The organism is Chitinophaga sp., assembly GCF_039596135.1.
Taxonomy (GTDB): domain Bacteria; phylum Bacteroidota; class Bacteroidia; order Chitinophagales; family Chitinophagaceae; genus Chitinophaga.
In genome coordinates this window covers 41116-67073 of sequence record NZ_JBCNKH010000018.1, presented here as the reverse complement: position 1 = coordinate 67073, position 25958 = coordinate 41116, and the positions used below count along the sequence as shown (strand labels likewise).

17 protein-coding genes are annotated in these 25958 nt (G+C 44.7%); 15 read left to right on the top strand and 2 right to left on the bottom strand.

Going from position 1 to position 25958, the window contains the following annotated elements; all coding sequences use genetic code 11:
• The first annotated feature begins 10 nt into the window (after window positions 1-10).
• The 15 genes from ABDW16_RS13385 (at window position 11) to ABDW16_RS13315 (ending at window position 22094) form a co-directional block, all read left to right on the top strand.
• Window positions 11-2443, top strand: a complete 2433-nt coding sequence (locus ABDW16_RS13385) for a glycoside hydrolase family 95 protein (RefSeq protein ID WP_343670364.1) — start codon at window positions 11-13, stop codon at window positions 2441-2443.
• Between the two features lie 18 nt (window positions 2444-2461).
• Window positions 2462-3385 carry a glycoside hydrolase family 43 protein gene (locus ABDW16_RS13380; protein ID WP_343670363.1) on the top strand — a complete coding sequence of 308 codons (924 nt, stop codon included), beginning with the start codon at window positions 2462-2464 and terminating at the stop codon, window positions 3383-3385.
• A 125-nt stretch (window positions 3386-3510) separates the two neighbouring features.
• A complete protein-coding gene (locus tag ABDW16_RS13375; RefSeq protein ID WP_343670362.1) occupies window positions 3511-4341 on the top strand; it encodes an aldo/keto reductase in 831 nt (276 codons plus the stop codon).
• Window positions 4342-4464: 123 nt separating this feature from the next.
• On the top strand, window positions 4465-5781 hold the full coding sequence (locus ABDW16_RS13370; RefSeq protein WP_343670361.1) for a sugar porter family MFS transporter: 1317 nt from the start codon (window positions 4465-4467) through the stop codon (window positions 5779-5781).
• Between the two features lie 175 nt (window positions 5782-5956).
• Window positions 5957-6637, top strand: coding sequence for a DUF4369 domain-containing protein (locus ABDW16_RS13365; protein ID WP_343670359.1), 681 nt, complete (start codon window positions 5957-5959; stop codon window positions 6635-6637).
• A gap of 29 nt (window positions 6638-6666) precedes the next feature.
• Entirely contained in the window at window positions 6667-7011 is a 345-nt protein-coding gene (locus ABDW16_RS13360; protein ID WP_343670358.1) for a cupin domain-containing protein, read from the top strand.
• A gap of 30 nt (window positions 7012-7041) precedes the next feature.
• Complete coding sequence (locus tag ABDW16_RS13355; protein ID WP_343670357.1) at window positions 7042-7539, top strand: ferritin; 498 nt, start codon at window positions 7042-7044, stop codon at window positions 7537-7539.
• 206 nt (window positions 7540-7745) lie between these two features.
• Complete coding sequence (locus ABDW16_RS13350) at window positions 7746-8375, top strand: RNA polymerase sigma-70 factor (RefSeq protein WP_343670356.1); 630 nt, start codon at window positions 7746-7748, stop codon at window positions 8373-8375.
• Between the two features lie 94 nt (window positions 8376-8469).
• On the top strand, window positions 8470-9531 hold the full coding sequence (locus ABDW16_RS13345; RefSeq protein ID WP_343670355.1) for a FecR domain-containing protein: 1062 nt from the start codon (window positions 8470-8472) through the stop codon (window positions 9529-9531).
• Window positions 9532-9825: 294 nt separating this feature from the next.
• Entirely contained in the window at window positions 9826-13452 is a 3627-nt protein-coding gene (locus tag ABDW16_RS13340; RefSeq protein WP_343670354.1) for a SusC/RagA family TonB-linked outer membrane protein, read from the top strand.
• Window positions 13453-13484: 32 nt separating this feature from the next.
• Window positions 13485-15122, top strand: a complete 1638-nt coding sequence (locus tag ABDW16_RS13335; protein ID WP_343670353.1) for a SusD/RagB family nutrient-binding outer membrane lipoprotein — start codon at window positions 13485-13487, stop codon at window positions 15120-15122.
• Window positions 15123-15200: 78 nt separating this feature from the next.
• Window positions 15201-16229, top strand: coding sequence for a sialidase family protein (locus tag ABDW16_RS13330; RefSeq protein ID WP_343670352.1), 1029 nt, complete (start codon window positions 15201-15203; stop codon window positions 16227-16229).
• A gap of 91 nt (window positions 16230-16320) precedes the next feature.
• Window positions 16321-16830: a DinB family protein gene (locus tag ABDW16_RS13325; protein WP_343670351.1), complete on the top strand. Its 510-nt coding sequence runs from the start codon at window positions 16321-16323 to the stop codon at window positions 16828-16830.
• A 634-nt stretch (window positions 16831-17464) separates the two neighbouring features.
• Complete coding sequence (locus ABDW16_RS13320; protein ID WP_343670350.1) at window positions 17465-20437, top strand: SusC/RagA family TonB-linked outer membrane protein; 2973 nt, start codon at window positions 17465-17467, stop codon at window positions 20435-20437.
• Window positions 20438-20462: 25 nt separating this feature from the next.
• Entirely contained in the window at window positions 20463-22094 is a 1632-nt protein-coding gene (locus ABDW16_RS13315; protein WP_343670349.1) for a RagB/SusD family nutrient uptake outer membrane protein, read from the top strand.
• A gap of 69 nt (window positions 22095-22163) precedes the next feature.
• Here the strand turns inward: ABDW16_RS13315 and dinB are convergent, their stop codons facing one another.
• Both dinB and ABDW16_RS13305 read right to left on the bottom strand, forming a co-directional pair.
• The gene (gene dinB / locus ABDW16_RS13310; RefSeq protein WP_343670348.1) at window positions 22164-23258 is read right to left on the bottom strand and encodes a DNA polymerase IV; all 1095 of its coding nucleotides are present in this window, start codon (window positions 23256-23258) and stop codon (window positions 22164-22166) included.
• Between the two features lie 29 nt (window positions 23259-23287).
• Window positions 23288-25843, bottom strand: coding sequence for a hypothetical protein (locus tag ABDW16_RS13305; RefSeq protein ID WP_343670347.1), 2556 nt, complete (start codon window positions 25841-25843; stop codon window positions 23288-23290).
• Between the last annotated feature and the right edge of the window lie 115 nt (window positions 25844-25958).

Here is a 25958-nt window from a genome sequence, read left to right as displayed (position 1 = left end):
TCCATGCGTTATGAAAAAACTATTTCTGCTAATCAGCAGTCTGTTCGCCTTACAAACCTTTGCCCAGCAACCTGGTCTCAAACTCTGGTATCGTCAACCAGCCGGAAATGTATGGACAGCTGCCTTACCTGTCGGCAATGGTCGTCTGGGTGGGATGGTCTATGGCAATCCAGCTCATGAAATCATTCAGCTCAACGAATCCACGGTATGGACGGGCAGTCCGAACAACAACGACAACCCTGATGCTTTGGCAGCATTGCCGGAGATCAGGAGATTGATTTTTGCAGGTAAACAAAAAGAAGCACAGGAGCTGGCTGCTGAAAAGATGCAATGCAAAACCAGCAGCGGGCAAATGTTTCAGCCAGTGGGGAACCTGAATTTAACCTTTCCCGGTCATGATCAGTTTACTGGTTATTACAGGGAGCTGGACCTGAACCGTGCTGTAGCTACTACGCGTTATACCGTAAATGGTGTGACGTATACCCGCGAAGTTTTTGCCAGCGTACCTGCGCAGGCGATTGTCGTACAACTGGGCAGCAGTAAAGCAGGCAGCCTGTCATTCAGTGCTTACCTATCCACGCTACAGCCAAATGCGCCTGTGAAAGCAGGGGGCGATACCTTGTCTATTCATGGTATTACCAACAGTCATGAGGGTGTGGAAGGAAAGGTGGTATTCCATGGGATCTCAAAGATTGTGACGAATGGAAAACTCACTGCCAATGATACGGCGATTACAGTCAGCGGTGCAACAACGGCGTTGATCTATATCTCTGTTGCGACGAATTACATCAACTACCAGGATATCGGCGGGAATGCGGTAGCAAAAGCCGGTGCTTACCTGAAACAAGCGAGTACTAAAGGATTTCAGGCGTTATTGCAGGAGCATGTAGCAGCTTATCAGCATTATTTTAACAGGGTTTCTATTGATCTGGGGACATCGCCGGCAGCGGCATTGCCTACCGACGTACGGTTGAAAAACTTCGCGCATACTTATGATCCGCAGTTCGTGGCATTGTATTTCCAGTTTGGACGTTATCTGCTCATTTCCTGTTCACAGCCTGGTGGACAACCTGCTAACCTGCAGGGCATCTGGAATGCGGAAATGCGGCCGCCATGGGACAGCAAGTACACGATCAACATCAATACTGAAATGAATTACTGGCCGGCAGAAAAAGATAATCTGCCGGAGATGCATACGCCATTGATTCAAATGGTGAAGGAACTGTCTGTGACAGGGCAGCGTACTGCGCGCACCATGTATGGTGCGCGGGGTTGGGTAGCTCATCACAATACTGATCTGTGGCGGATTACAGGACCTGTAGACAGAATCTTCTGGGGAGTGTGGAGTATGGGTGGTGCATGGTTGAGCCAGCACCTTTGGGATCGTTATTTATACAATGGTGATACCGCTTATTTGCGGGATGTATATCCTGCCATTAAGGGGGCGGCATTGTTTTTTGTGGACGATCTGGTAGAGGATCCCCTGCATCACTGGCTCGTGATCAATCCTGGTACTTCGCCGGAGAATGCGCCGAAGATAAGGCCGGGTGTATCGTTTGACGCAGGTTGTACAATGGATAACCAGATTGTATTTGATGCATTGAGCGCTGCCATTCGTGCTGCGAATATACTGAAAGTTGATGCTGCTTTTACCGATACATTGAAGGTAATCAGGGACAAGCTGCCACCTATGCAGGTGGGGCAGTATGGCCAGTTGCAGGAATGGATGGAAGACCTGGATGATCCGGAAGATCATCACAGGCATATTTCTCATTTATATGGGTTGTTTCCTGCTGCACAGATTTCTCCTTACAGGCATCCGGAATTGTATAGTGCAGCCAATACTACCCTGCTGCAAAGGGGAGACGTATCCACAGGCTGGAGCATGGGCTGGAAAGTAAACTGGTGGGCGAGATTACAGAATGGTGAGCATGCACTGAAACTGATCAGTAACCAGTTGTCGCCAGTGGGCGAACACGGTGGTGGTACGTATACCAACCTGTTTGACGCGCATGCACCTTTTCAGATTGACGGCAATTTTGGTTGCACATCTGGCATTACCGAAATGCTGATGCAGAGCCATGATGGGGCGATACAGTTATTGCCTGCATTGCCGGCGGAGTGGAAGCAGGGACATGTGAATGGATTGCGGGCGAGAGGTGGATTTACCATTACTGCATTGGAATGGAAAGATGGAAAAGTTGTGAAGCTGAAGATCCTTTCCACATTAGGTGGTAATTGCCGGCTTCGTGTACCGAATACCCTGAAGGGAAAGGGGCTGGTGGCAGCGAATGGGGATAACCCGAATCCTTTTTACGAGGTAGTGGAGATTGCACAACCGATTGTGAAAGATGCATCAAAGGTAGCACCAATGCAGGTTGCCGCTACTCAACTATATGATTTGCCAACGCAGAAGGGCAAAGCGTATGTACTCACAAATTAATTGTTTATTTTTCTATTTATGGTCAAACGTACATTACTATCATGCCTTTGCATGTTCCTGGCTGTTGCCGGCATGTCTCAAAACGTATACCTGTTCGCATATTTCAAGGGAAACGGGGAAGATGGGTTACATCTTGCTTACAGCAAAGATGGGTATAACTGGTCGGCATTAAAGGGCGATTCTTCTTTTTTAACACCAACAGTGAGCAAAGATAAACTGATGCGTGATCCCTGTATCATCAGGGGCGGAGATGGATTATTTCACATGGTGTGGACGGTGAGCTGGAACGACAAAGGTATTGGGTATGCATCGTCAAAGGACCTGGTTCACTGGTCTGAACAGGCATTTATTCCTGTGATGGCGAAGGAAGATAGTGCGCGGAACTGCTGGGCGCCAGAGATTACGTACGATGCGCCATCAAAGACGTATATGATATACTGGGCGACGACGATCTCAGGCCAGTTTAAAGAAACAGCGGCCAGCAAGGAGGCCGGGTATAATCACCGGATGTATTATGTGACGACGAAGGATTTTAAAACGTATTCTGAGACGAAACTTTTATACAACCCTGGTTTCAATGTAATTGATGCGACGATCGTAAAAGATGGTGCCAGGTACATGATGGTGATGAAGGATGAAACCATTGAACCACCTGCAAAATACCTTCGGCTGGCATACAGCAGTAAGCTGACAGGACCGTATACAAAAGCCGGGCCTTCCATCACCGGTAAGTACTGGGCCGAGGGACCTACGACTGTGAAGATAGGGAATACCTGGCTGATCTATTTTGATAAGTATACGGAGCATAAGTATGGTGCGATCAGCTCTGCAGATGGAAAGGAGTGGAAGGATATTTCTGATAAAATCAGTTTACCGAAGGGGATCAGGCATGGGACTATTTTTACGGTAAGTGAAAAGGAGTTCAGCAGGCTACTTCATTAATTATCTATTTCAAACTATCTTAAAAAATAGGATGCATTCGAAAAGAGTGCATCCTATTTTGCTTTTATTTTGTACTGAGGCATGTATAGATGGTGAATAATTAACCCAAATTAAAAGCACGCAAAATGGCAACAACATTTAAACTTGGAGGAACACTGGAAATAAACCGTCTTGGGTATGGGGCCATGCAGCTTACCGGCAAGGGGGTATTTGGCGATGTGGATGACCGTGAGAATGCAAAGAAAGTATTGCAGGCTGCTGTAGCAGGTGGTGTGAATTTCATTGACACTGCCGAGGCATATGGTCCGAAAACGAATGAAACACTGATAGCAGAAGCATTGCATCCTTATAAATCAGACCTGGTTATTGCAACCAAGGGTGGTTTTGTGCGCCCGGGACCTGATAATTGGGTGCCAAATGGGAAGCCTGATTTTATTCGTGAGAATATTGAAGGGAGTCTTAAAAGACTGAAAGTAGATACGATTGATTTGTGGCAGTTGCACCGTATAGATCCGAATACGCCGGTGGAGGAGACGTTAAAGCCGGTGATAGAGGCGGTAAAGGCAGGAAAGATCCGCTATGTGGGTTTATCAGAGGTAACAGTAGATCAGATCAAACAGGTGCAGCAGATTTTGCCGATTGTATCAGTGCAGAACCTGTATAACCTGGGGGAAAGGAAGTGGGAAGATGTGCTGGACTATACTACGGGGCAAAACCTGGCATTTATACCCTGGTACCCGCTGGCATCTGGTCCGCAGAAAATGGCGGACAAGATCAAGGCGATAGCTGATAAGCATCAGGCAACGACGGCACAGATTGCACTGGCATGGTTACTGAAGAGAGCTGATAATATCCTGTTGATTCCGGGAACGAAGTCAGTGGCGCATCTGGAAGAAAACCTGCAAGCTGCAGAGGTGGAATTGACAAATGAAGAATTTGACACATTGTCCAAATAAAGGCCGGCCGCAGGTCATAATCTGAAATCCCAAACATTTTTGCGCTCAGTGAAGATGTTTGGGATTTCTCTTTACGAAAAAAGCATATTATATTTATTTTTTTAACCACGTTACTCAGTCAATATGCTTTCTTATCCTGTACGTATCGCCCTGATCGCTGCCCTTGGCGGCTTTCTTTTCGGCTTTGAAACAGCCGTTATATCAGGCGCGGAAAAAACCATCCAACAATTATGGGCACTCGATTCTTTCTGGCATGGCTTTACGGTGGCCGCCAGCCTGATTGGTACTGTCCTGGGTTCGTTGCTGGTAGGTGCTCCTGCCCGCATTTACGGCCGTAAAAAAGTTCTGCTCACCATTGCCGTTATTTTCGTGATCTCGTCTATTGGCTGTGCTTCTGTATCTGCATGGTTCCTGTTTGTATTCTTCCGCTTTACCAGTGGGTTTGCAGTGGGCGCCTCTTCAGTAGTAGGGCCTATGTACATTTCCGAAATAGCGCCTGCACATCTCAGAGGCAGGCTGGCAGGCATGTTCCAGCTGAACATAGTGGCTGGTATCTTCATTGCTTATCTTACTAATTTTCTCTTTGTAGGTCTGGGAGATCATGCATGGCGCTGGATGCTGGGCATTATGGTGATTCCTTCTGCGCTCTTCTGGATATTGCTCCGCGCTATACCTGAGAGTCCACGCTGGCTGATTCTCAATAACCGGGAGGCAGAGGCGATTCCTGTTATGAACCGTTTGCTGGAAACTGATGTGAATGGTGCTATTCAGGCTATCAAAGAATCAGTACAGGCGCACCAGGAAAAACTGTTCCAGGGCAGGTATATGAAACCTGTGATGTATGCGGTATTGCTGGCGATGTTCAACCAGTTGTCAGGTATTAATGCGATTTTGTATTATGCACCCCGCATTTTTGAAATGGCGGGATTTGATGAGAGTAAGGCTTACCTGCAACCTGTGTACATTGGTGCGGCGAACCTTTTATTTACTATGCTGGCGATGACGGTGATTGACAAATTTGGTCGTAAGACGCTGATGTTAATTGGTTCAGTGGGTATGATTGTTTTCCTGGGTTTAACAGCTTATGCTTTCAGGGATGTGCATGCTGCGAACAGTAATGTGTTGATTTACCTGATTGGGTTCATTGCGTTCTTTGCATTCTCCCAGGGGGCGGTGATATGGGTGTTTATTTCGGAGATTTTTCCGAATTCTGTGCGATCACAGGGAGGATCATTGGGGAGTTTTACACATTGGATTATGGCGGCGATTATTTCCTGGACGTTCCCGATTATTGTGGAGGGGAGTGAGCGGGGTGGTTTTTATTCATTTGTGTTTTATAGTGGGATGATGTTGTTGCAGTTGTTGTTTATTTTGAAGATGATGCCTGAGACAAAGGGGAAGTCATTGGAGGCGATTCAAAAAGAGTTGGGGATTAAGTAATAATTTTTAGATACTCACAAAAGAACCATTTCTGCCTTCGGCAGAAGTGGTTCTTTTGTTTGGGCGCCTGCGGCGGGCGGGGATGTAATTGAATTCGGCAGAAGTGGCTTTTTTGTGGGGGCAGGAATGTAACTGAATTTTGCCTATATTAGGAATTATTAACCCTTGCCACGCAATGAAGCTACTACTCTTTGTGCTACTGTTTCCCCTCACGGTAGCCGCCCAGCAAACCCCGTTTGTCCTGAGGGGACAGATTGGCCATCTCGGTTCCGATTGTCAACTGTTGCTGTCCTATCTTTCTAATGGAAAGGAAATCAGTGACAGCACACATTTGCAGGATGGAAAATTTGAATTCAAAGGAACGATCAATGATGTCTCCGATGCGCTGATGATTTTGAGAACCCCGCAGAATATTAGTGCGCTGCCCCTGGATGCTATTCTTTTTTACATAGAAAAGGATACGATGGAATTGATTGGGAAGGATTCCCTCGTGACAGCTACTTTTACAGCTGGTGCTGTGAACCAGGCATACCAGGAACTAAAGGCCAGGCTCAAACCCATCCGGGACAAGCAAAAGAACATTTACCGCGAATATACCTCAGCTCCGCTGGAAGCCCGGCACCTGCCTGTATTTCAGTCATCGATCGCGGATGAATACACGATTACCCGGAATGATGAAAAGCAGGTATACCTCAGTTATGCAGCTGCGCATCCCAATTCCATTATCAGTGTAGTCGCCTTGCAGTGGTATGCGAATGGAGTACCTGATACCAAAGCGGATTCGTTGTATCAATTGTTATCGCCGGCGGTAAAATCGAGTAGTAAAGGGAAGGCCTTTGGAATGCTCCTGAAATAATTATATTTGAATTCATTAATTATCAACAAATGACGGACTTGTCTGTTTTTTATAAATTAGATGCTGATATTGCATGGGAGCCAACGGACCCCGGGGTAAAGAGAAAAGTGATGGCATACAATGACCAGCTGATGATCGTAAAAGTGGCTTTCGAAACCGGTGCAGTAGGTACCTTACACGCGCACCGACATTTACAGCTATCGTATATAGAAAGCGGATCGTTTGAGGTGGAGATTGCCGGCCACAAAAAAGTATTGCGAACAGGGGATGTGTTTTCGGTGCCTTCCCAGGCTATCCACGGTGTAGTTTGTAAAGCGGAGGGTGTACTCATTGACGTCTTCAATCCCATGAGAGAAGATTTTTTACCCAGATAATCAATTAATTATCACCAAAAAGCGAATATTATGTTGTCTCAAAGAATGCAAGAAGCGCTGAATAAGCAGGTTTTAATGGAGGCGCAGTCATCGCAGGCTTACCTCGCAATGGGTAGCTGGGCAGACATTCAGCCGGGTCTGAAAGGAGTTACAAAATTCTTCTTTAAGCACAGTGACGAGGAAAGGATGCACATGCTGAAACTGATCCATTATATAAACGAGCGCGGAGGTTTTGCCATCGTACCGGCATTAGGTCAGCCAGTTCTCACCTTTCCATCCCTGAAAAAGGCATTCGAGGAGCTGTTTGCCCATGAGGTGAAGGTAAGTGAAGGTATTAACGAGCTGGTAGACATTGCATTGCAGGAGAAAGATTACGCTACGCACAACTTTTTGCAGTGGTATGTAAACGAGCAGATCGAAGAGGAAAGACTGGCCCGCGAGTGTAATGATAAGCTGGAGCTGATTGGAGATGACAAAAGTGGTCTTTATTTGTTCGATCGTGACATTATGACGATGGAGCAGCAATAGGAAAAATATAACTCCTTGATATAGAAGGGGGAAGTAGTCTGACAAGGACTACTTCCCCCTTCTTTTTTTGGCTAAATCTGATGCCTGTAAATATTAATGTATCGGTAATAATATATATTATAAATAATTAATTCAGAAAGATTTATTATTTTTATTTGCCATATACTTTTACTACATTGCTGTCCGAAATATAATGAAAAGTTAGAATGCAAAAAGAGGTTAATATAAATGATCTATGGGAGCGCTTCACGAAGGGGAGTGATGCCCGGTCATTTGAGGTTTTATTCCATGAATTAAACCCACGACTCATTAAATTTTGCACGCTGTACGTTCATTATCAGCAAGTTGCTGAAGAGATAGTTTCGGATGTATTTGTGAAATGCTGGATGGACAGAGCGCAGATGCAGGTGGTAGAAAAGCCCGAAACGTACCTTTTTATTGCTGTAAAAAACCAGGCCCTGAACTATAATAAACGTTTTTCCAGTATCCAGGTTGTCAATATTGAGGACCATGATGGGGGTGGGGTACTGATCACAGAGGCCTCGCCGGAGTTGGAGCTGGAGAAGAAAGAACTGATTTTCAAAATGGATCAGGCGATTGGTACACTGCCACGTCAATGTGGTATCATATTCCGGCTCATCAAGGAAAACGGTATGAAATACAAGGAGGTAGCGGAGATTCTCAATATTTCGCATCGTACTGTTCACACGCAGATGCTCCGGGCTATGAAGAAGATGAGTAAGGCGATGGATCCGTATTTGAAGAAGGTAAACCGACAGGCGACAGACAATCTCATCAGTACTATATTAGTTTTATTCATATTTATGGGTAATTAGGACTTGGAATTATATGTTAAAATTTTTTTTAAAGCTTGTACGCATATTACCATTAAAAAATTGTCCTATATACAAAGGGTTATTCCAACGGACAATGAGCGATCGTTTTTTTGAAATGGTTATAAAGGACCTGGTTGGTGACATCACACCTCAAGAAGGCCAGGAACTACAACATATTATGCGTGAGGATACTGTCTCAGCAAGGCAGTATGACATGTTCCGTACCTACTGGGCTCAGAATCAGACTGATTATATAGATGGGCGCAGGCTTTTTGAAAATGTGCAGACCAGGATCAATGAGTTGGAAAAAGAAGCAGGTACGCCGGTCATGGCGCCGCTGATGAAGCCTGTACGTAATACAGGCCGTATGCGCTGGGTAGCAGCGGCAGCATCACTGGCACTCCTCATTACTGCGGGCGCATTTTATTATATATATGAGCGCGGCACTATGATGCAAAAAGTGACTGCCAAGGGGCAGAAATCCACTTTTATAATGGAGGATGGTACAAGAGTAACACTCAATGCGGACAGTAAACTAGAATATAGAGAAGACTTTGCAACTAAAAACAGGGAAGTATACCTGACGGGGGAGGCATTTTTTGATGTACATGCAGATCCACAAAAACCTTTTATCATCCATACTTCCAAAATGGATATCAAGGTACTGGGTACTGCTTTCAACGTAAAATCTTATCCAGACGAAGCTTCTTCTGAAGCTACGCTGATTAAAGGGGCGATAGAGGTGACCGTGACCGACAATCCATCTGAGAAAATAATATTGAAGCCTTCTCAGAAACTGGTGCTGAACAACTTTGACTCTACAAAGAGAAAAGCTGTCAGCATAAGAGATTTAGTGCCAGCTGTACCAAGTGTAACATCCATGACCTATCTGAATGACAAGAAAGATTCATCGGTAGTGATGGAAACCAGCTGGTTACAAAACAAACTGGTATTTCAGGACGAAGATTTTGGAACGCTGGCCAAGAGAATGGAACGCTGGTATAATATCAGTATCCACTTTAACCGGGTTGGTTACAGACAGTTGCGGTTTACAGGTGTTTTAGAAGGGGAGACAATTGCAGAAGCACTGAATGCATTGCACCTGACAGAGAACTTCAACTATAAGATTGAGGATTCAACGATCGTAATATATTAAAGAAGAACCAGGTAAATCAAGAAATTCCTTTCATAAGTAGTGAAAGGTGAGATGAGGACCCTATGCCGATGCCTATGATGTGTAATACCTATGGAATCGCCCTTTCATTTCACCAGAAGCAAAGTAAAAACAACTAAAATTTTGTCTATGGGAAAAGAAAGCGATTACTACTGAATAAATGCGGGGATCATTTAAATAACCCCCGCTGAAAGATGACTTATTCCAATAAAACAGCAGGCCTTTTCGCACGAGTACTGTCGTTTTAACACTTTTATCACCTTTAACATCTAAGTTATGAGTTTTTATGTACGCCCCAGGGGCGTCAAGATCCCTTACGGGCTTTTAAGGCCATTGCTGATTTTACAACTAACGTTAGGGTTCATCCTTTTTCTGAATCTGCATGTGGTTGCAAATGTTCTTTCCTCAAAAACGATTACACTGAACCTCCGCTCTGTTGAATTTAAGGAGGTGCTTTCTATTATCGAACACCAGAGCGATTATCGCTTTATGTTCAGCAACAGAAATATCCCTAACAAAAGCAAAGTGGATATTAATGTGAAAGATGCACAAATCAACACTGTGATGGATATGATCCTGGACAACTCAGGTTATACCTACCAGGAGCTGGCTAATAACCTGATTGTGATTGTGCCTATGGGTGAGAGAATCACTACTGTGAAAATCACCGGTAAGGTACTGGATCAGACAGGTGAGGCTTTGATTGGTGCTTCAGTGAAAATCAAAGGAACTTCGGATGGGGTAGCTACAGATGAAAATGGTGGTTTTACTTTAAGTGTACCTGACGATGCAATCCTGGTGGTATCTTACGTAGGTTTTAAAACACAGGAAATTCCTGTGAACGGAAAAACTGCGCTGACTATCACTTTGCAGCCTGCAGATAAGATGATCAACGAGTTCGTAGTAACGGCGCTGGGTATCAAGAGGGAAGAAAAAGCCCTCGGTTACTCAGTTTCTACCATTACTTCAGAGCAAATCAACGCAGCTGGTAACACCAACTTCGCTTCCGCCTTATATGGTAAGGCGGCAGGTGTGAAAATCACCACAGCGCCAGGTGGTGCTACCAGTGCCGTTAACATTCAGATTCGTGGTGTAAACTCCCTGAACTATAGCACCCAGCCGCTGTATGTGGTAGATGGTGTGCAGATCAGGAATAATAACGAAAGCGGTGGTGCAGGTGGTAACTCTACCGGTTATTGGGACGACCCACGTATCCGTGGTAACGGTATCCTGGATATTAACCCTACTGACATCGAAAACCTGACCGTATTGAAAGGCGCGAGTGCGACAGCCTTGTATGGTTCTGATGCGGCGAGTGGTGTGGTTGTAATCACTACCAAGAAAGGCCAGAAAGGCAGAGGTCTTGGTGTAGATGTCAACTACAATGCGACGAGAGAGTCGATTGCAAACGGTCCTCAGTACCAGAACACTTACGGTCCTGGTTACGACAGGGCGAGCAACGTTGCATTGGGTGCGACCGAAGAAGGTTGGGTACCTGTGGGTACTGATGGAACCGTCCGACCCTTCTTCAGAGCGTATGGTCAGTTTGGTCCAAAAATGACAGGTGAGATGGTACCATGGTGGGATGGCTCTATGCACCCCTATTCTCCCCAGCCAAATAACTATAAACAAATGTTTCAGAAGGGATACAATTCAAATTTGAATGTATCCCTTTCGAATATGAACGAAAAAGCAAACTATCGTTTCTCTTATACACGCGGTGATTACAAAGGTATCCAGATAGGTACCCTGCAGGGTAAAAATACCTTCAACCTGAATAGTACGATCAAGTTGCACAGTAAGGTAAGCTTAGATGTGGTAGGTGGTTATGTAAATACAACTGTGACAAACAGGGCCCGCCTGATGAACCGTCTCTTTAATTCATTCGATGGTTTCTTCAGCCGTGCTGAAGATATGGCTGTTGTATTTGACAAGTACAAAACTTCCAAAGGTTACAAATGGGTACCTTATGATAATACCCAGCTGAACCCGGATGAAGCCCTGGCGTACAACATTCGTCCTGAACTGCTGAACTTCCTGTGGTACCAGCTGCGCAACAATGAAGTGGAGAACCAGGATCGTTTATTGTCCAGTGTAACATTGAATATCGACCTGGCAAAAGGTCTGAAACTCCGTACCAGGGTAGGTAATGACTTTACCAGCATCAATACGGAAGCGAAGAGCTATAACGAATATCCAATCGCGTTCAATACAACCAGTAGTACCGGTTCATATGGTGTAACCAAAAACCGCTATGCGATCGTATATACCGACCTGTTAGCTACCTATGCAAATGACCAGACAAAAGTATTTGGTTATAGCATCAGTGGTGGTTTCCAGAGCCGCCAGGAGAGTTTCACAGATCAGACTTCCTCTACAAGCGGTGGTCTGGTAACTGCTAACTGGTTCTCCCTGAACAACTCTTACAATGCCCAGACAACTTCAGAAGTACGTAGCAAACTGTTGAAATACGCTTACCTGGGTATTATGAACTTAAGCTACAGAAACTATGTGTTCTTAGAGGCTACTGCCCGCCAGGAGTATTCTTCTACATTGCCTATTGCGAACAACCATTATTTCTATCCTTCTGTGAACTCTTCCTTCATCTTTACAGATGCGTTTGAAATGCCAAAATGGTTAAGCTATGGTAAGGTGCGTGCATCTTATGGTATGGTGGGTAACGCGCCTCCGCCATATGAATCAAACGTCGTTTATACACAGAAACCGATCTCTACGACTACCGGTTCTGTACCTGTACTGACTGCACAAAATGCATATGGTAACTCTGACCTGAAGTCTGAGAAGAAAACTGAAATGGAATTTGGTATCGAAACCAAAATGCTGCAGAACAGGATTGGGGTAGACATCTCTGTTTATAACAGTAATGTAAAAGACCTGCTGATGCGTTTGTCCACACCGGTATCCAACGGTGCGCTGACACGTATCACGAACGTAGGTCAGCTGAACAGTAAGGGTCTTGAAATCGCTTTCAACGCTAACCCGCTGAAACGTCCAAAAACAAACTGGAATACCCGTCTCAACTTTGCGTTCAACAACTCTAAGGTGGTAAGCCTGGCTGATGGTGTAAACCAGATCGTGTTCAGAGGTGGTGATGCAAACTCTGTGGAAATCGTAGCAGAGAAAGGACAGACGATCGGTAATATCTATATGTATCCTTACGCGAAAGATGCTAATGGTAACATGTTGGTAAACTCCAGTGGTTTCTACTATGTAGACAAGTCAAAATATGAGAAGGTTGGTAACATTCTGCCTAAAGTAGTAGGTGGATGGTCCAATACCTTCAGCTACAAAGCGCTGACCCTGGATATCACCATCGACTACCGCTTTGGTGGTGAGATCATGTCTATGCCACAGAAATATGGTACCAACGCTGGTATGTTCAAGTCTACCATGAAATACAGGGACGAAGCAAACGGTGGTCTTCCTTACTATGTAAACGAACAGGGTGTAGCTACCAGACTGGCTAGCCACACTACGCCTTCTCCATATGGTAAAGCTTATCACGACGGTATTATTCTACCTGGTAAGAAGGAATCTGACGGTACTGACAATGATAAAATCGTAGAAGCAGCTAACTACTACCTGACTGTATTCGACGCTTCTTCCAACGGTTATAATGGTCCTGCGGTAATCAAGAACAGTTATATCAAATTCAGAGAGGCCGTACTGAGCTACAACCTGTCAAAAGGTACTGCCCAGAAATTGCACATGCAGAACATTCGTTTATCATTGATCGGTAGAAACCTGTTTTACTTCTACAGAACTCTGAAGAACATTGACCCTGAAGCTCCTGTAGGTCAAAGCTGGTTAAACCAGGGTGTTGATGAAGGTTCTACCGGTGCTACCCGCAGTATTGGTTTTAGTTTAAATGCAAGCTTCTAACTATTCTGAAGACCTAACAAACAGACATGATCATGAAAAAAATTTTGTTACATATAGGTTGCGTTTTTACACTGGCCATTGCGATGACCGGCTGTAAGAAACAGCTTGAAGAATATTATACAAATCCTGATAAGACGACCGATCCGACTATTGAGAAGTTATTTTCCTCTATGATGGATAATAACCGTGTGCGCCCTATGTACTGGGACCTCCGTACTTTACAGTTCAACCAGATGGGGAAGTATTGTCAGATGGTCGCTTATCTGAACGAGTTGACGACTTATTCCCAGATCGATGACTATATAGAGGATCGCTGGAATGATTTCTACACACCGAATAACCAGAGTAATAATGCAAATGATGCGGGTAGTGGTAGTGGTCCGCTGGCACAATACCGTACCATGCAGCGGTTGTACAAGGAACTGCCTATCGATGAGCGTCCGAACATGGAAGTATTCATGATGGCGGGCAGGGTACTGTTGCTGGATCAGGCTGCGCAGATGGTAGATATGTTTGGTGATATTCCTTACTCCGAAGCCGGTAGCCTGGATGCCACTGCTACGATCTCCAATCCCAAATTTGATTCACAGAGTGAGGTATACGATACCGTATTAACTCAGCTGAAATCAATGGCTGACTGGTTTGCGGCTGCTACCCTGAATACAGTAGCCTCCTCCGCTTTTGCTAACCAGGATTTTGTGAACCATGGTAGCCTGACTAAATGGCGTCGTTATACTAACTCCCTGCGTCTGCGTTACCTCATGCGCCAGTCTTATTATGATGAGGCAAGAGCAAAGACCGAGATCCAGGAAATGCTGTCTAACCCACTGCAATACCCACTGGTAGATGGGGATGGTGTAGGTGATAACTATAGCCCTTACAATACAGACGTACTGATATTCCAGTTGACAAACTATACCAATACCCTGAATAGTGCCTTTACGGAAATCAATTCACAGGCGGCGCCGGATTATATGTTGAATACCGTAATGCTGCCGGTGAATGACCCGCGTATTCCGCTGATGTTTGATAAATGGGGTGTTACTTTGAATAACGTATTTACGCCGAATGCTACTTACAGGGCAATGTCACAGCAATGGACATCTGCCATGCAGAGTGATAGTATTAACTACTTCTCTACCATTGACTCTACCACTTACCGTTTCAACTCTCACCTGCCAGGTGTCATGATGAGTGCTGCGGAGACGAACTTCCTGAAAGCAGAAGCTTTTGAACGTTGGGGTTTATCCGGTGGTACTGCGGCTGCGAGTTATGAACTGGCAGTACGCCAGGCTATTGCGTTCTCTTATTACCTGCACTCTACCAATACTACACAGTATGAAGCTGTCACTCAGCCATCTACTACTGATGTAGATGCTTTTTTGGCTAAAGCAGCGGTTGCTTATACCGGTACTACGCAGGAGAAACTGGGTAAGATCTGGACACAAAAATGGCTGGCATTTGGATTTACACAGTGTGGACAGGCATGGGCTGAATACCGCAGAACGAAGTATCCACAGATCACCGTTTGGCAGTCTTCTTCTTCCCTGTATCCAACGCCTCCAACCAGGTTCACTTATCCTGCCAGTGAAAAGGCTTATAACACAAGCTATTCAGCCGTGCAGGCAAATGATACCAGGACCACAAAAATCTTCTGGGATGTAAACTAATAACCACACTTATAATTTAGATGGTGGAAGGCCACAAGGATTTTTATCTTTGTGGCCTTCCTGTTTTAAATTTGTGATATGAAGAAAGGAGTATTGTCATGTTTATTATTATGTGGGCTACTGCCTGTAATGGCACAGCGTAAGGCTACACTGGTACGAGAAGAAATGGTAATGGATAAGCCGCCGGTGCCTGCAGCACATGCGTCTACCATGACGGAGCTGGCAGATGGCAGGCTGATGATGTCGTGGTTTGGCGGGAGCCGGGAGAGTGCCAGGGATGTATGTATTTATACTGCTATATATTCTAAAGGAAAATGGTCGGCACCCCTGGTAGTAGCTGATGGGGTAGTGAATGATTCTACCCGGTTTGCAGCCTGGAACCCGGTGCTGTATACGAATAAGAAAGGGGAGCTGCTGTTGTTTTATAAAGTAGGACCTAATCCACGGGAATGGTGGGGATTGATGAAGACTTCTAAGAATAATGGGAAGACCTGGTCTAAGGCAGTACCACTGCCGGATAGTATTTTAGGCCCCATCAGGAATAAACCGGTGTTGTTATCTAACGGGTTATTGTTGCATCCGTCCAGTACAGAGAGCCTGGATGAGAAGGTGTGGAATGTGCATGTGGAGTTTTCTGATGTGTATGGAAAGCACTGGAAGCGGGTAAATATAGATTGTGATACGTTTGGGGTGATTCAGCCTACGATTCTTTTTCATCCCGGAAATAAGCTGCAAATGCTGTGCAGGAGCAGGCAGAATGCGATTGTGGAGAGTTGGTCAGCAGATAATGGGTTGACCTGGTCAAAGTTGAGGAAACAGGATATGTTGAATCCGAATAGTGGGATTGATGCGGTGACGACAAAGAGTGGGGTACATGTGTTGATTTATAACCCGGCGGTGAGTGGAAAGGATTGGTCTGATGGGAGGAACGAGTTGCGGGTAGGAGTGTCAAAGGATGGGGAGCATTGGGAAGATGTGTATGAGCTGGAGAAGCATGAGAAAGGGGAGTTTAGTTATCCGGCGGTGATAGAGGGGAAGAATGGGGAGATACATATTAGTTATACGTATGATAGGAAGAATATTAAGCATGTGGTGATAAAATTATAACTGCCCCTGAAGTTTTGCCTGATTTTGATGATTTTGCCGGAGGCAAAATCATCAAAATCGGCTAAGTTTGTTTTAGTAAACGAATCATTATATGAGTCAGCAATTAGAAGTCTGGATGCGTGGCCCCATTGCCGGCGTCCCCACCCTGCTCCAACCCATTGCCCACGCCCTCCTGCAGGCCCAGGAAGAGATCCATGCTAATCTCAAAGACTTCCCTGCATCCAAACTCTGGGACACTCCATTCGACTGCGCCTCCGTCGCTTTTCACCTCCAGCATATCAAAGGGGTATTGGACCGCCTCTTCACCTATGCCGAATCCAAATCCCTCTCCGAAGCACAACTTGCCGCCCTTGCAGCCGAAGGCAAAAAGCAGCCCGACATCACTATACATTCATTACTCGCTGCCCTCGACGCGCAAATCACCATCAGTATTGCCAAACTACAAGCTACTGAAGAATATGCCCTGGGGGTACCCCGCGGCATCGGCAGAAAACAAATTCCCACTACACTCGGCGGTTTATTATTTCACGCCGCAGAACATACCATGCGCCATACCGGCCAATTGCTCGTCACTACAAAAATATTAAAACACGGTTCCTAACGTTGATGTATGTATTATAAAAATACCTTACTTCATTGCTAAGCATTTAATTGTTAATGAATTTTAAACATTGTTAACACAATTTAAAACCCGGCTTATCAGTTTTGGATTGTGAAAAACTTCTCTATTTTTACTGCCGGTAGCCAAATCAAAATTGCTGAAACGAGAACTGATGTAGCATTGAGAGAGTAGCAAAGTAATAGATAAACTTGTACACAGCATTGTATTAATCGACGTTATTGAACTTGGAAGTTACATTGTTTTTAATCAGTCATTTTAACCGAACTAAAATCTAAAATGGAGATGATGATTGAATCCGCGTAATGCCTGCCAGTTTATTTTTCAAAAATTTATGTGCGGATTGAAAAACCGTAGCTCAAGGTGAGTACTGTTTTTTGAGGTGTAGAACTAAACCAATAGTTTTTGTCCACTGCCAGATCGGGTAGTGAGCAAGGGAAATTCGTGTGTCTTTCTGATCGTAACTGCATACGATGAAATGCCTTATTTCATCGCACAGGAGACGTATGTCTTTTTTTAAATAAACAATTGTTATCGCTGCAAAAACAAGCTGCAGCGAACGGGGGATGTATGTGCCAACTATAAAAGGATAAGCTTAATACCAAAATCAAAGTATATGAAGAGAAGACTAGTTTTTCTTTCTCGGATATGCCTGCACAGTATATGGATGTTATTCCTCTCCATGCTGGCATTTTCCCAGTCCCGCACCATTACCGGTAAGGTTTTGGATGCAGGCGGACAAAGTCCCTTACCCGGTGTAACCGTACAGGTAAAAGGTGCTACTATCGGCACCCAGACCAAGGCAGACGGTTCCTATTCCCTGAATGTTCCAGGTGGCAACATTACCCTGGTATTTACTTTCGTAGGTTACAAGACGGAAGAACTTCCCTTAGGTACTTCCAACACGCTCAATATTAGCTTATCTGCTGACGTTACTTCTCTCAAAGACGTGGTAGTAGTAGGTTATGGTACACAGAAGAAACAGGAAGTGACTTCGGCTATTACCTCCATTACGCCTACGGACTTCCGTCAGAGCGGTGCCCGTAATGCACTTGACCTGATACAGGGTAAAGTTGCGGGGTTGCAGATCACCCGCATCGGTGGTTCCAATCCTAATACCAGTCCTGCTATCCAGCTGCGCGGTATCACTTCATTTACAGGTACCATGACGCCCCTGATCGTAATTGACGGTATTCCCGGTGGTAATCTCGACCTGTTACAACAGGATGACATCGCGAGTATTTCCGTACTGAAAGATGGTTCTGCTGCTGCGATCTATGGTACACAGGCAAATGGTGGTGTAATCATCGTGACTACCAAGAAAGGAACAAAAGGTCCTGCCCGCGTGACTTACAACAACTACTTCCGCAAGGAGTATAAATATCGTATTCCCAAGTTCCTCACTCCTGATCAATATGCAGCGAAGATCGCCGATGGTGAAATCAATGCAACTGACAAAGGCTACAGAACGGATTTCGTAGATCTGCTCGTGAATCACGACAACTTAACACAGAATCATAACCTTGCCTTCTCTGGTGGTAATGAGCAGTCTAACTACCGTGCCAGTGTGTATTACCTGAATCAGCAGGGTATTCTGAAGGAAAATGAACGCCAACAGTATGGGGGTCGTTTGAGCATCACATCAAAAGGATTGAATGATCGCCTGACTTCCCAGTTTAACCTGGCCACCAACTTCAATAAAGCGAACCTGCTCACAGATGGTGGTAACCTGCAGGGATATTATACTTTTAACCCGACTTATTCTCCCTATAATCCGGATGGTTCCTATTATTTTGAGCAAACCAGTACCAACGAACTGGCCAGGTTGAACCAGGAGACTGATATCCGCCAGCAGCAAACTACTTCAGGTGATGCCAAGGTATCGCTGGATATTGTGAAAGGCCTGAGAGCATCTATTTTTGGTTCAGTGACCCGCGATAGTTATAACGAAAGTAGCTATGCAGACCTGCTGTCTGAGCTTTCGGTTGAAAACTATGATTCCAGCGGTTATGCATGGCAATCTTCTTTCCTGAATATTAAATATGCAGTAGAGCCTACCCTGGAATATAATATCACTGTAAACAAGAACCATAATTTCACCGCGATTGGTGGTTATAGCTACCGTTATGAAGTAGAAAAATATTTTGATGCCAGCAACTACGGCTTCGTAAATGATATCTTCGAAGAAAATAACATTGGTGCAGGTAACCAGCTCCTGGCTGGTAAAGCCGGTATGAGCAGCTATAAAAATGATAATAAGCTCATCGCATTCTTTGGTAGAGTGAACTATAACTATAAGGATAAATACATGGCCAGCGTGATTCTGCGTCATGAAGGTTCTTCCCGTTTCGGTGCGAACAACAAGTGGGGTAACTTCCCGGCGCTGTCCTTAGGTTGGAACATGCGTGATGAACCATTTATGCAGGGTGTTACTTTCCTTGATGAACTGAAACTGAGAGCCGGTTATGGTGTGACTGGTAACTCCGGTATCAACAACTATAGCTCTCTTGTAACCCTGGGTACCGGTGGTACCTATCTCAACCCGGATGGGGTATGGCGCCAGACTTATGGTCCTAACAAGAATCCTAACCCGGATCTGAAATGGGAAAAGAAATCTGAATACAACCTGGGTGTTGACTTCAGTTTCTACAAAGGCCGTATTTCAGGTGCGATCGATGTGTACAAACGTATTACCAACGACCTGCTGGAAAATGTAACGACCCAGCTGCCTCCTTATGTAACCAACTCTATTTATGCAAACGTAGGTCAGGTTTCTTCAAAAGGTATAGAAATCACACTGAGTGGTGTACCTGTAAGAACGAAAGACTTTTCCTGGAATGTAGATGTAGCATTCAGTACTTCCAGGAATATCCTGGACCGCTATTCCAATTCGCTGTATACAATCAAATATGTTAGTTATGCAGACATTGGTGGTTATGGTGCGTTGGGTAGTGCGATCCGTACTTACGAGGGAGACCGTATTGGTAACTTTTATGGTAAGCGTTTTGCTGGCCTGACTGACTCCGGCGATTGGCTGTTCTACAAAGCAGATGGTACCAAGGCTTCTGCTGACCAGCTGGACAGCGAAAAAGACTTTGCTGTAATTGGTAATGCTGTTCCTAAAGTATACCTGTCTTTCACCAACACTTTTAAGTATAAAAACTTTGACCTGAGAGCCTTCATGCGTGGCAAGTTTGGTTACAATATTCTGAACACCATGGAAATGTTCTACGGTTCCAAAGCTTCTCTGCCCAGCAATGTGCTGGAGACAGCGTTTACTAAAAATGGAAAGATCACTGGTGGTTATCAGTACTCTGACTACTACATTGAGAAAGGTAACTTCATGAAACTGGATGAGCTGACGCTGGGTTATACTGTTCCATTCAGGAGCAAAAAGACTATCCAGAGCATGAGACTTTACTTCACTGCTACCAACCTGTTTACTATCACTAACTACACTGGTAACGATCCTGACATGATAAGAGATACAGGTCTGAACCCAGGTGTTGATGCCTTGAATGCTTCAGATAGCCGTACCCCATATATGGGTACCCGTGGCTTTATGTTTGGATTGAATGTAGGATTCTAACATGTACCCATTTAAAACTTGTCGAATGAAACGATTTAAAAAGATAGCCGTATATACAAGTTTAGCTTTACTTCCGGTACTGCAAAACAGCTGTACTAACCTGGATGAAAAGGCTTATTCTACGCTGCTCACGAATAACTTTTATAATAATAAAAACGAAGTAGTGTCTGCCGTACTCAGGCCCTACACACATGCAAATGCATGGATTACTCCCGGCCAGAGTGGCTGGTGGCGATTGAGCGAGCTCTCTGCTGATCAGCTGGCATGGCCGCAGAAAGGTCGTCACGGTTACGATAATGGTCAGTGGATCCGTTTGCACTACCATACCTGGACTGTGGATGAATCTACTGTACAGAATTGCTGGAACCTGTTGTGGACAGGGCTGGGTTTCTGTAATGACGCCATTGGTAATATCGAAGGTCGTGATGCCGGTGCGATGGGGCTCACGCAGGAAGAGAAAGATGGCTTTACCGGTGAACTGCGCCTGCTGCGTGCTTTTCACTACCTGCGCCTGATGGATATTTATGGTAATATTCCGATCGTGACTAAGGTAGGTGAACCTACCAGCCCTGAAACAAAGACCCGTGCAGAGGTATTTGCTTTCATCGAACAGGAGATCAAAGACAATATCGACAAGAGCCCTAATTTGTCAAAGGCATTGCTGGGCCGTATGTCTAAGGCTGGAGGCTATGCCATGCTGGCTGAAATGTACCTGAATGCAGAGAAATGGTCTGGTACTGCACGCTGGGATGATTGTATTGCAGCCTGCGATGCCCTCATCAACAATACTGCTGGTGGTATGAATGGCGCACTGGCACTGGATCCTAACCTGACAGATACTTATAAACCCAGTAACGATTTGTCAAAAGAGATCATTTTCTCTATCGCATATGATTATGTTGTTTCCAGCTTTGCGCCACAATGGCCTGGTGACTTTTATCACTTCAACCAGGGCCAGATCAATGGTAACCCGATCAATGGTAATGATGGGGTAGTGGTGATACCTGGTGTGTATACTACATTTGAAGACGCTGATAAGCGTAAGAGCGAGTGGATGCTGATAGGCCCACAGTGGAAATATGGTTCCAATGGTACTGATCCGGTAATTTGTAGTGGTGGTAATGAATATGATGGCAAGCAGCTGGTATTTGTAGATAACATTCGTAAGAATGTACAGGGTAGTACAGTTACTGATATGACACAGGGTGAAGAGAACAGTGGGGTACGCTTTAATAAATACAGGCTCGGTCCTTTGTCTGACCCTAGTTATCGTAGTTGTGACTGGGCGGTGTATCGTTTGTCATGGATTTATTTTGTGAAGGCGGAGGCGATCATGCGTAAGAATGGAGGTGTGGCTACGCAGGAGGCAGTTGACCTGGTGAATACGGTGAAACAACGTGCTTATAGTGCAGCAGACTGGCCGGCGCATGCGTATACGACTACTACGCTTACGATGGATGAGTTGCTGGCTGAGTTGGGGCGTGAGTTTATTTTTGAGGGGTATAGGAGGCAGGAGTTGATTCGTTTTGGGAAGTATACGACGGGGACATGGTGGGATCATGTGGCTTCTGAAAGTTATAGGGAGTTGTTCCCCATTCCGAGAACGCAGTTGCAGTTGAATGCGAATCTCAAGCAGAATGATGGATATCCGAGATAATTAATGAATCAAAAAGGTTTTGCCTCTGGCAAAACCTTTTTGATTCATAACGATGGTCAACCATCGTTATTAATCGAATAATGATAGCTGCGTACTACTGCCATTTATTGGTATTATTTCTCCGAAGTTTGAAAGAGAAATACCTAATAAGCGGATGGGTTTATCTTCGTGGTCTATGGCTGCTAATAATTGCTGCGCTGTTCTTACGATAATTTCCAGGTCATTGGTTGCAAATGACAATGACTGATTACGGGTTATCTGCTTAAAATCACTGTACTTAACTTTTAGTGTGATGGTACGACCCTTTAAATTGTGCCTTTTAAGCCTTGTGGTGACCAGGCCGCCAATTCTTTCCAACTCCCTGTGCATATCTTCAATCGCCGTTAAATCGACCGGAAAGGTGTCTTCTGCACCTGCTGATTTTGTTTCTCTGTGTGGCTGTACTTCACGTTCATCAATCCCGCGTACTATCCGGTAGTAAAATGCCCCGGGTTTGCCGAAATACTGTTTTATTTCATTCTCCGACAACCGCTTCAGATCCGCACCGGTATGTAGCCCCATCTTCTTCATTTTCTCTGCCGTCACTTTTCCCACCCCATGAAACTTCTCCACAGGTAATTGCTCCATGAAGTGATTAATCTGGGAAGGTCCAATGAAAGTTAAACCATCCGGTTTATTCATGTCGGAGGCAATCTTAGCAACGAATTTATTAATCGATACACCTGCTGATGCGGTGAGGTGCAGTTCATCTTTTATGGCTTGTTTGATGAGTCTGGCAATTTCAATGGCCGACCCGATTCCCAGTTTATCCACGCTCACATCCAGGTAGGCCTCATCTAATGACAAGGGCTCTATCAGGTCTGTATACCTGCTGAAAATCTCCCGGATATGCCTGGATACTTCTTTATAGACATCAAATCTTGGATAGACAAAAATCCCATCAGGACAAAGTTGTACCGCTCTTCTTGAAGACATGGCAGAGCGAACGCCAAATTTACGGGCTTCGTAAGAGGCTGTGGCTACCACCCCGCGGCTATTGGGGGGACCGCCTACGATGACAGGTTTGCCGCGGTATTCAGGATGATCCCGCTGCTCTACGGAAGCATAGAAAGCATCCATATCGATATGAATGATCTTTCGTTTTTTATTTGCTTCCTGTTCCATGGCACCTGTCTGTATGGTGCAAAGATACATTAATCATTTACCATCACCGCCATATAATCTTTCTCAAATGGCTCTCCATAGATGGCCTCATATTCGTTTTTAAAAGTTCTGAACAGGCTTCTCGCTGTTGCATGCTGGTGCATGGTCACCAGGGCCCTGCATTTGTATATCATGGCTTCTTCACAGAGGGAATCGAAATGCAGCATAGTGTCACAGGTCTGTATGATCTTTTCCGGATGCAACTGCTCTGCATGCTCATCCAGGTGTTTGGTAAATATATTGAGCAGTTCCGTCGTCAGGTCTGACTTAAATTTATCCAGCCAGCTATAATCTGTTTCCATCAGTAATCCGCCCCGGCCACATACCTGCACCAGTTGTGCAATATTTTGTTCTTCCATCAACTGGTGGCAGTGCCGGATATCCACATACACGTCTTCCTCAAATGTTAATTTCCATTTTCCGTCTTGCTTTGCCAGGCTATAATCACCGAGTTTATCGAGAATGTTTTTCAACTTCACCATATTCACTGACCGGTTATTCTTCGCGTCTTTTACCGACCGCCCCGTCCAGAGTATTTCGTTAATTTTTTCTGAGGAAATACCTTTTCTACCGAATGAAGAATGCAGGAATATTAATAAGAACAATTCTTTCACCAAAGGACTGAATAGCTTGCTGATATCATTTCCTTCCTGGTCGATGACGGTGAAATGTCCGAATAAACAGATGGCTGCTTTTTTCTTTTCAACAGGAGCAGGGAGTTCAATGACCCTGAATACGGGTGCTTGTGGTGGTGGTGCCGGCAAACGATAAATAGTGATCACCGGTGGGGCCTGTTCACGTTTCTTTCTCCTCAGTGATAACCCGATTAATAAACTGGTTAACAGAACCAGCCCCCATACCAGGTATTGATAATTTCTTTCCCCAACACCTTCGGCAGGCATTAATAATGCTGGTGGAAAAAGTATCGTGTTAATCTTTATTTCTGTGATGTTATTCTCGGGGTTATATAAGGTGACGGCGATTAATTCCTGTCCTTTTGCATAATAATATAAAGAGGCGCTGGATTTGATGTCATAAAACCGGTAAGGTATTTCATTGCCCAGTTTTTCATATGCAGGCTTATCGAGGGATCCTTTAATTAGCTGCAAAGAAGATTCCATCCTGTCATTTGCATATGCCAGTGCATAATACGCATGTTCTTTTGTATCTATTACCATTGCATTGCCAAAGGCCATCGGCACATCTGGCTTATCCAGTGTATAGATTTTTTTGAAGGTATGCGTCTTTACATCAAATAACAGCAGGTCGTAAAAGTTCTCCGGGTTCAACAGCTGATCACCAGTGGCACTGCCATGGCCACCGAGTATATAAGCGGAATCACCATTGGCAGTAGCGCCCAGTGCTGCCATATATCTTGGCGCAAATTTATCTCCCTTCGCTACCACTGTTTTCCACTGATCATTTGTTGTACAGTATTGCTGTACTTCGGCGGTATAATGATAATGTCCATAACCGCCAAAGATGTATAAGCTGCTATCGTAGGGTGAATAAAAATGGTTATGCTGCCAGAATCCTGTTACTTTATTTTCTGTGGATGGTTTGTTCCATGTACGTTGCGTGGCATCATAGCAGGCTACTTCCCGTTCATCCACAAAGTAGTTCATGAGCTGATGCCGTTTCGCATCATATTCTGTGATATTTCCTGCAGGTAATGCCCGGGATTGGGCCAGTGGTATGGCACTCAGCTTATTTCCATTACAGGCGAACTGATAGAGGGAGTCACTGCCTGTGATATATAATATACCTGTTTCTTTGTCGAATGTGACACCTGCATTACCATTTACGGTGACCGTCTGCCGTGTATTCCATTCACTATATGCTTTTGCCAGCCAGATGGGATGTTCGATCACTGCTTTGCTATGACTAACCAGGTCGAATTCCTTTTCTCCATCATGCTGCTGCAATGGCCAGTGGTATTGCACTTTGCCCGCCTGGGCAATCTGCACATCGCGCAGGCGCATGGTAGGCAGGTCATATGTATTACAATGTTTATAATGATTCGCACCAAAGAAGATACGCAACTCTTTTCCTAAAGCAGCGGGCATAGTTGTGGTTCCCACCATCTGGCCGTTCATCTTTAATGTGGTAATACGCGTAGCCTGGTTGAATGAAAACTGCAGGTGATACCATTTTCCCACCACTTCTGATGGCGGAAATTTGAAAAGAATACCTGTGTATTCATCTCCGGATACGAGATTAATGGACTGTGTCTGGTTACTATATATAAGGTCTGTATTTTGCCCCAGTTCATTTGTGATTCTGAAAATGTAGCCGAAATAAGAATCATATCCCGGTGCAAAAGAGAGATCAAATGAAAGGTCACAATCGTCCTTTACAGTCAATGGTTTGTCTGGAAAAAGATTCAATGAAGTACGTAACTCCTGTGCGATTTTTTTTCCTGCAAACTCAAGTCCATACACGCCCTGCGCACATAACCCACATGGCAATAATGCGAAAACTGACAACAGAACAGTAGTAATAAATATATGGTTCTTTACTACAACAGATGAGGGAAGCCCTGGCATACTCCGATTGGCTTTTTAAATAACGTGGCAAATTAGTTTTTGGTTGTCTATTAAATGCAAAAGGAAGGTTAAGTTAACTTTAAATATCCCCCTGCGCTAACTGAAAATAAATAAT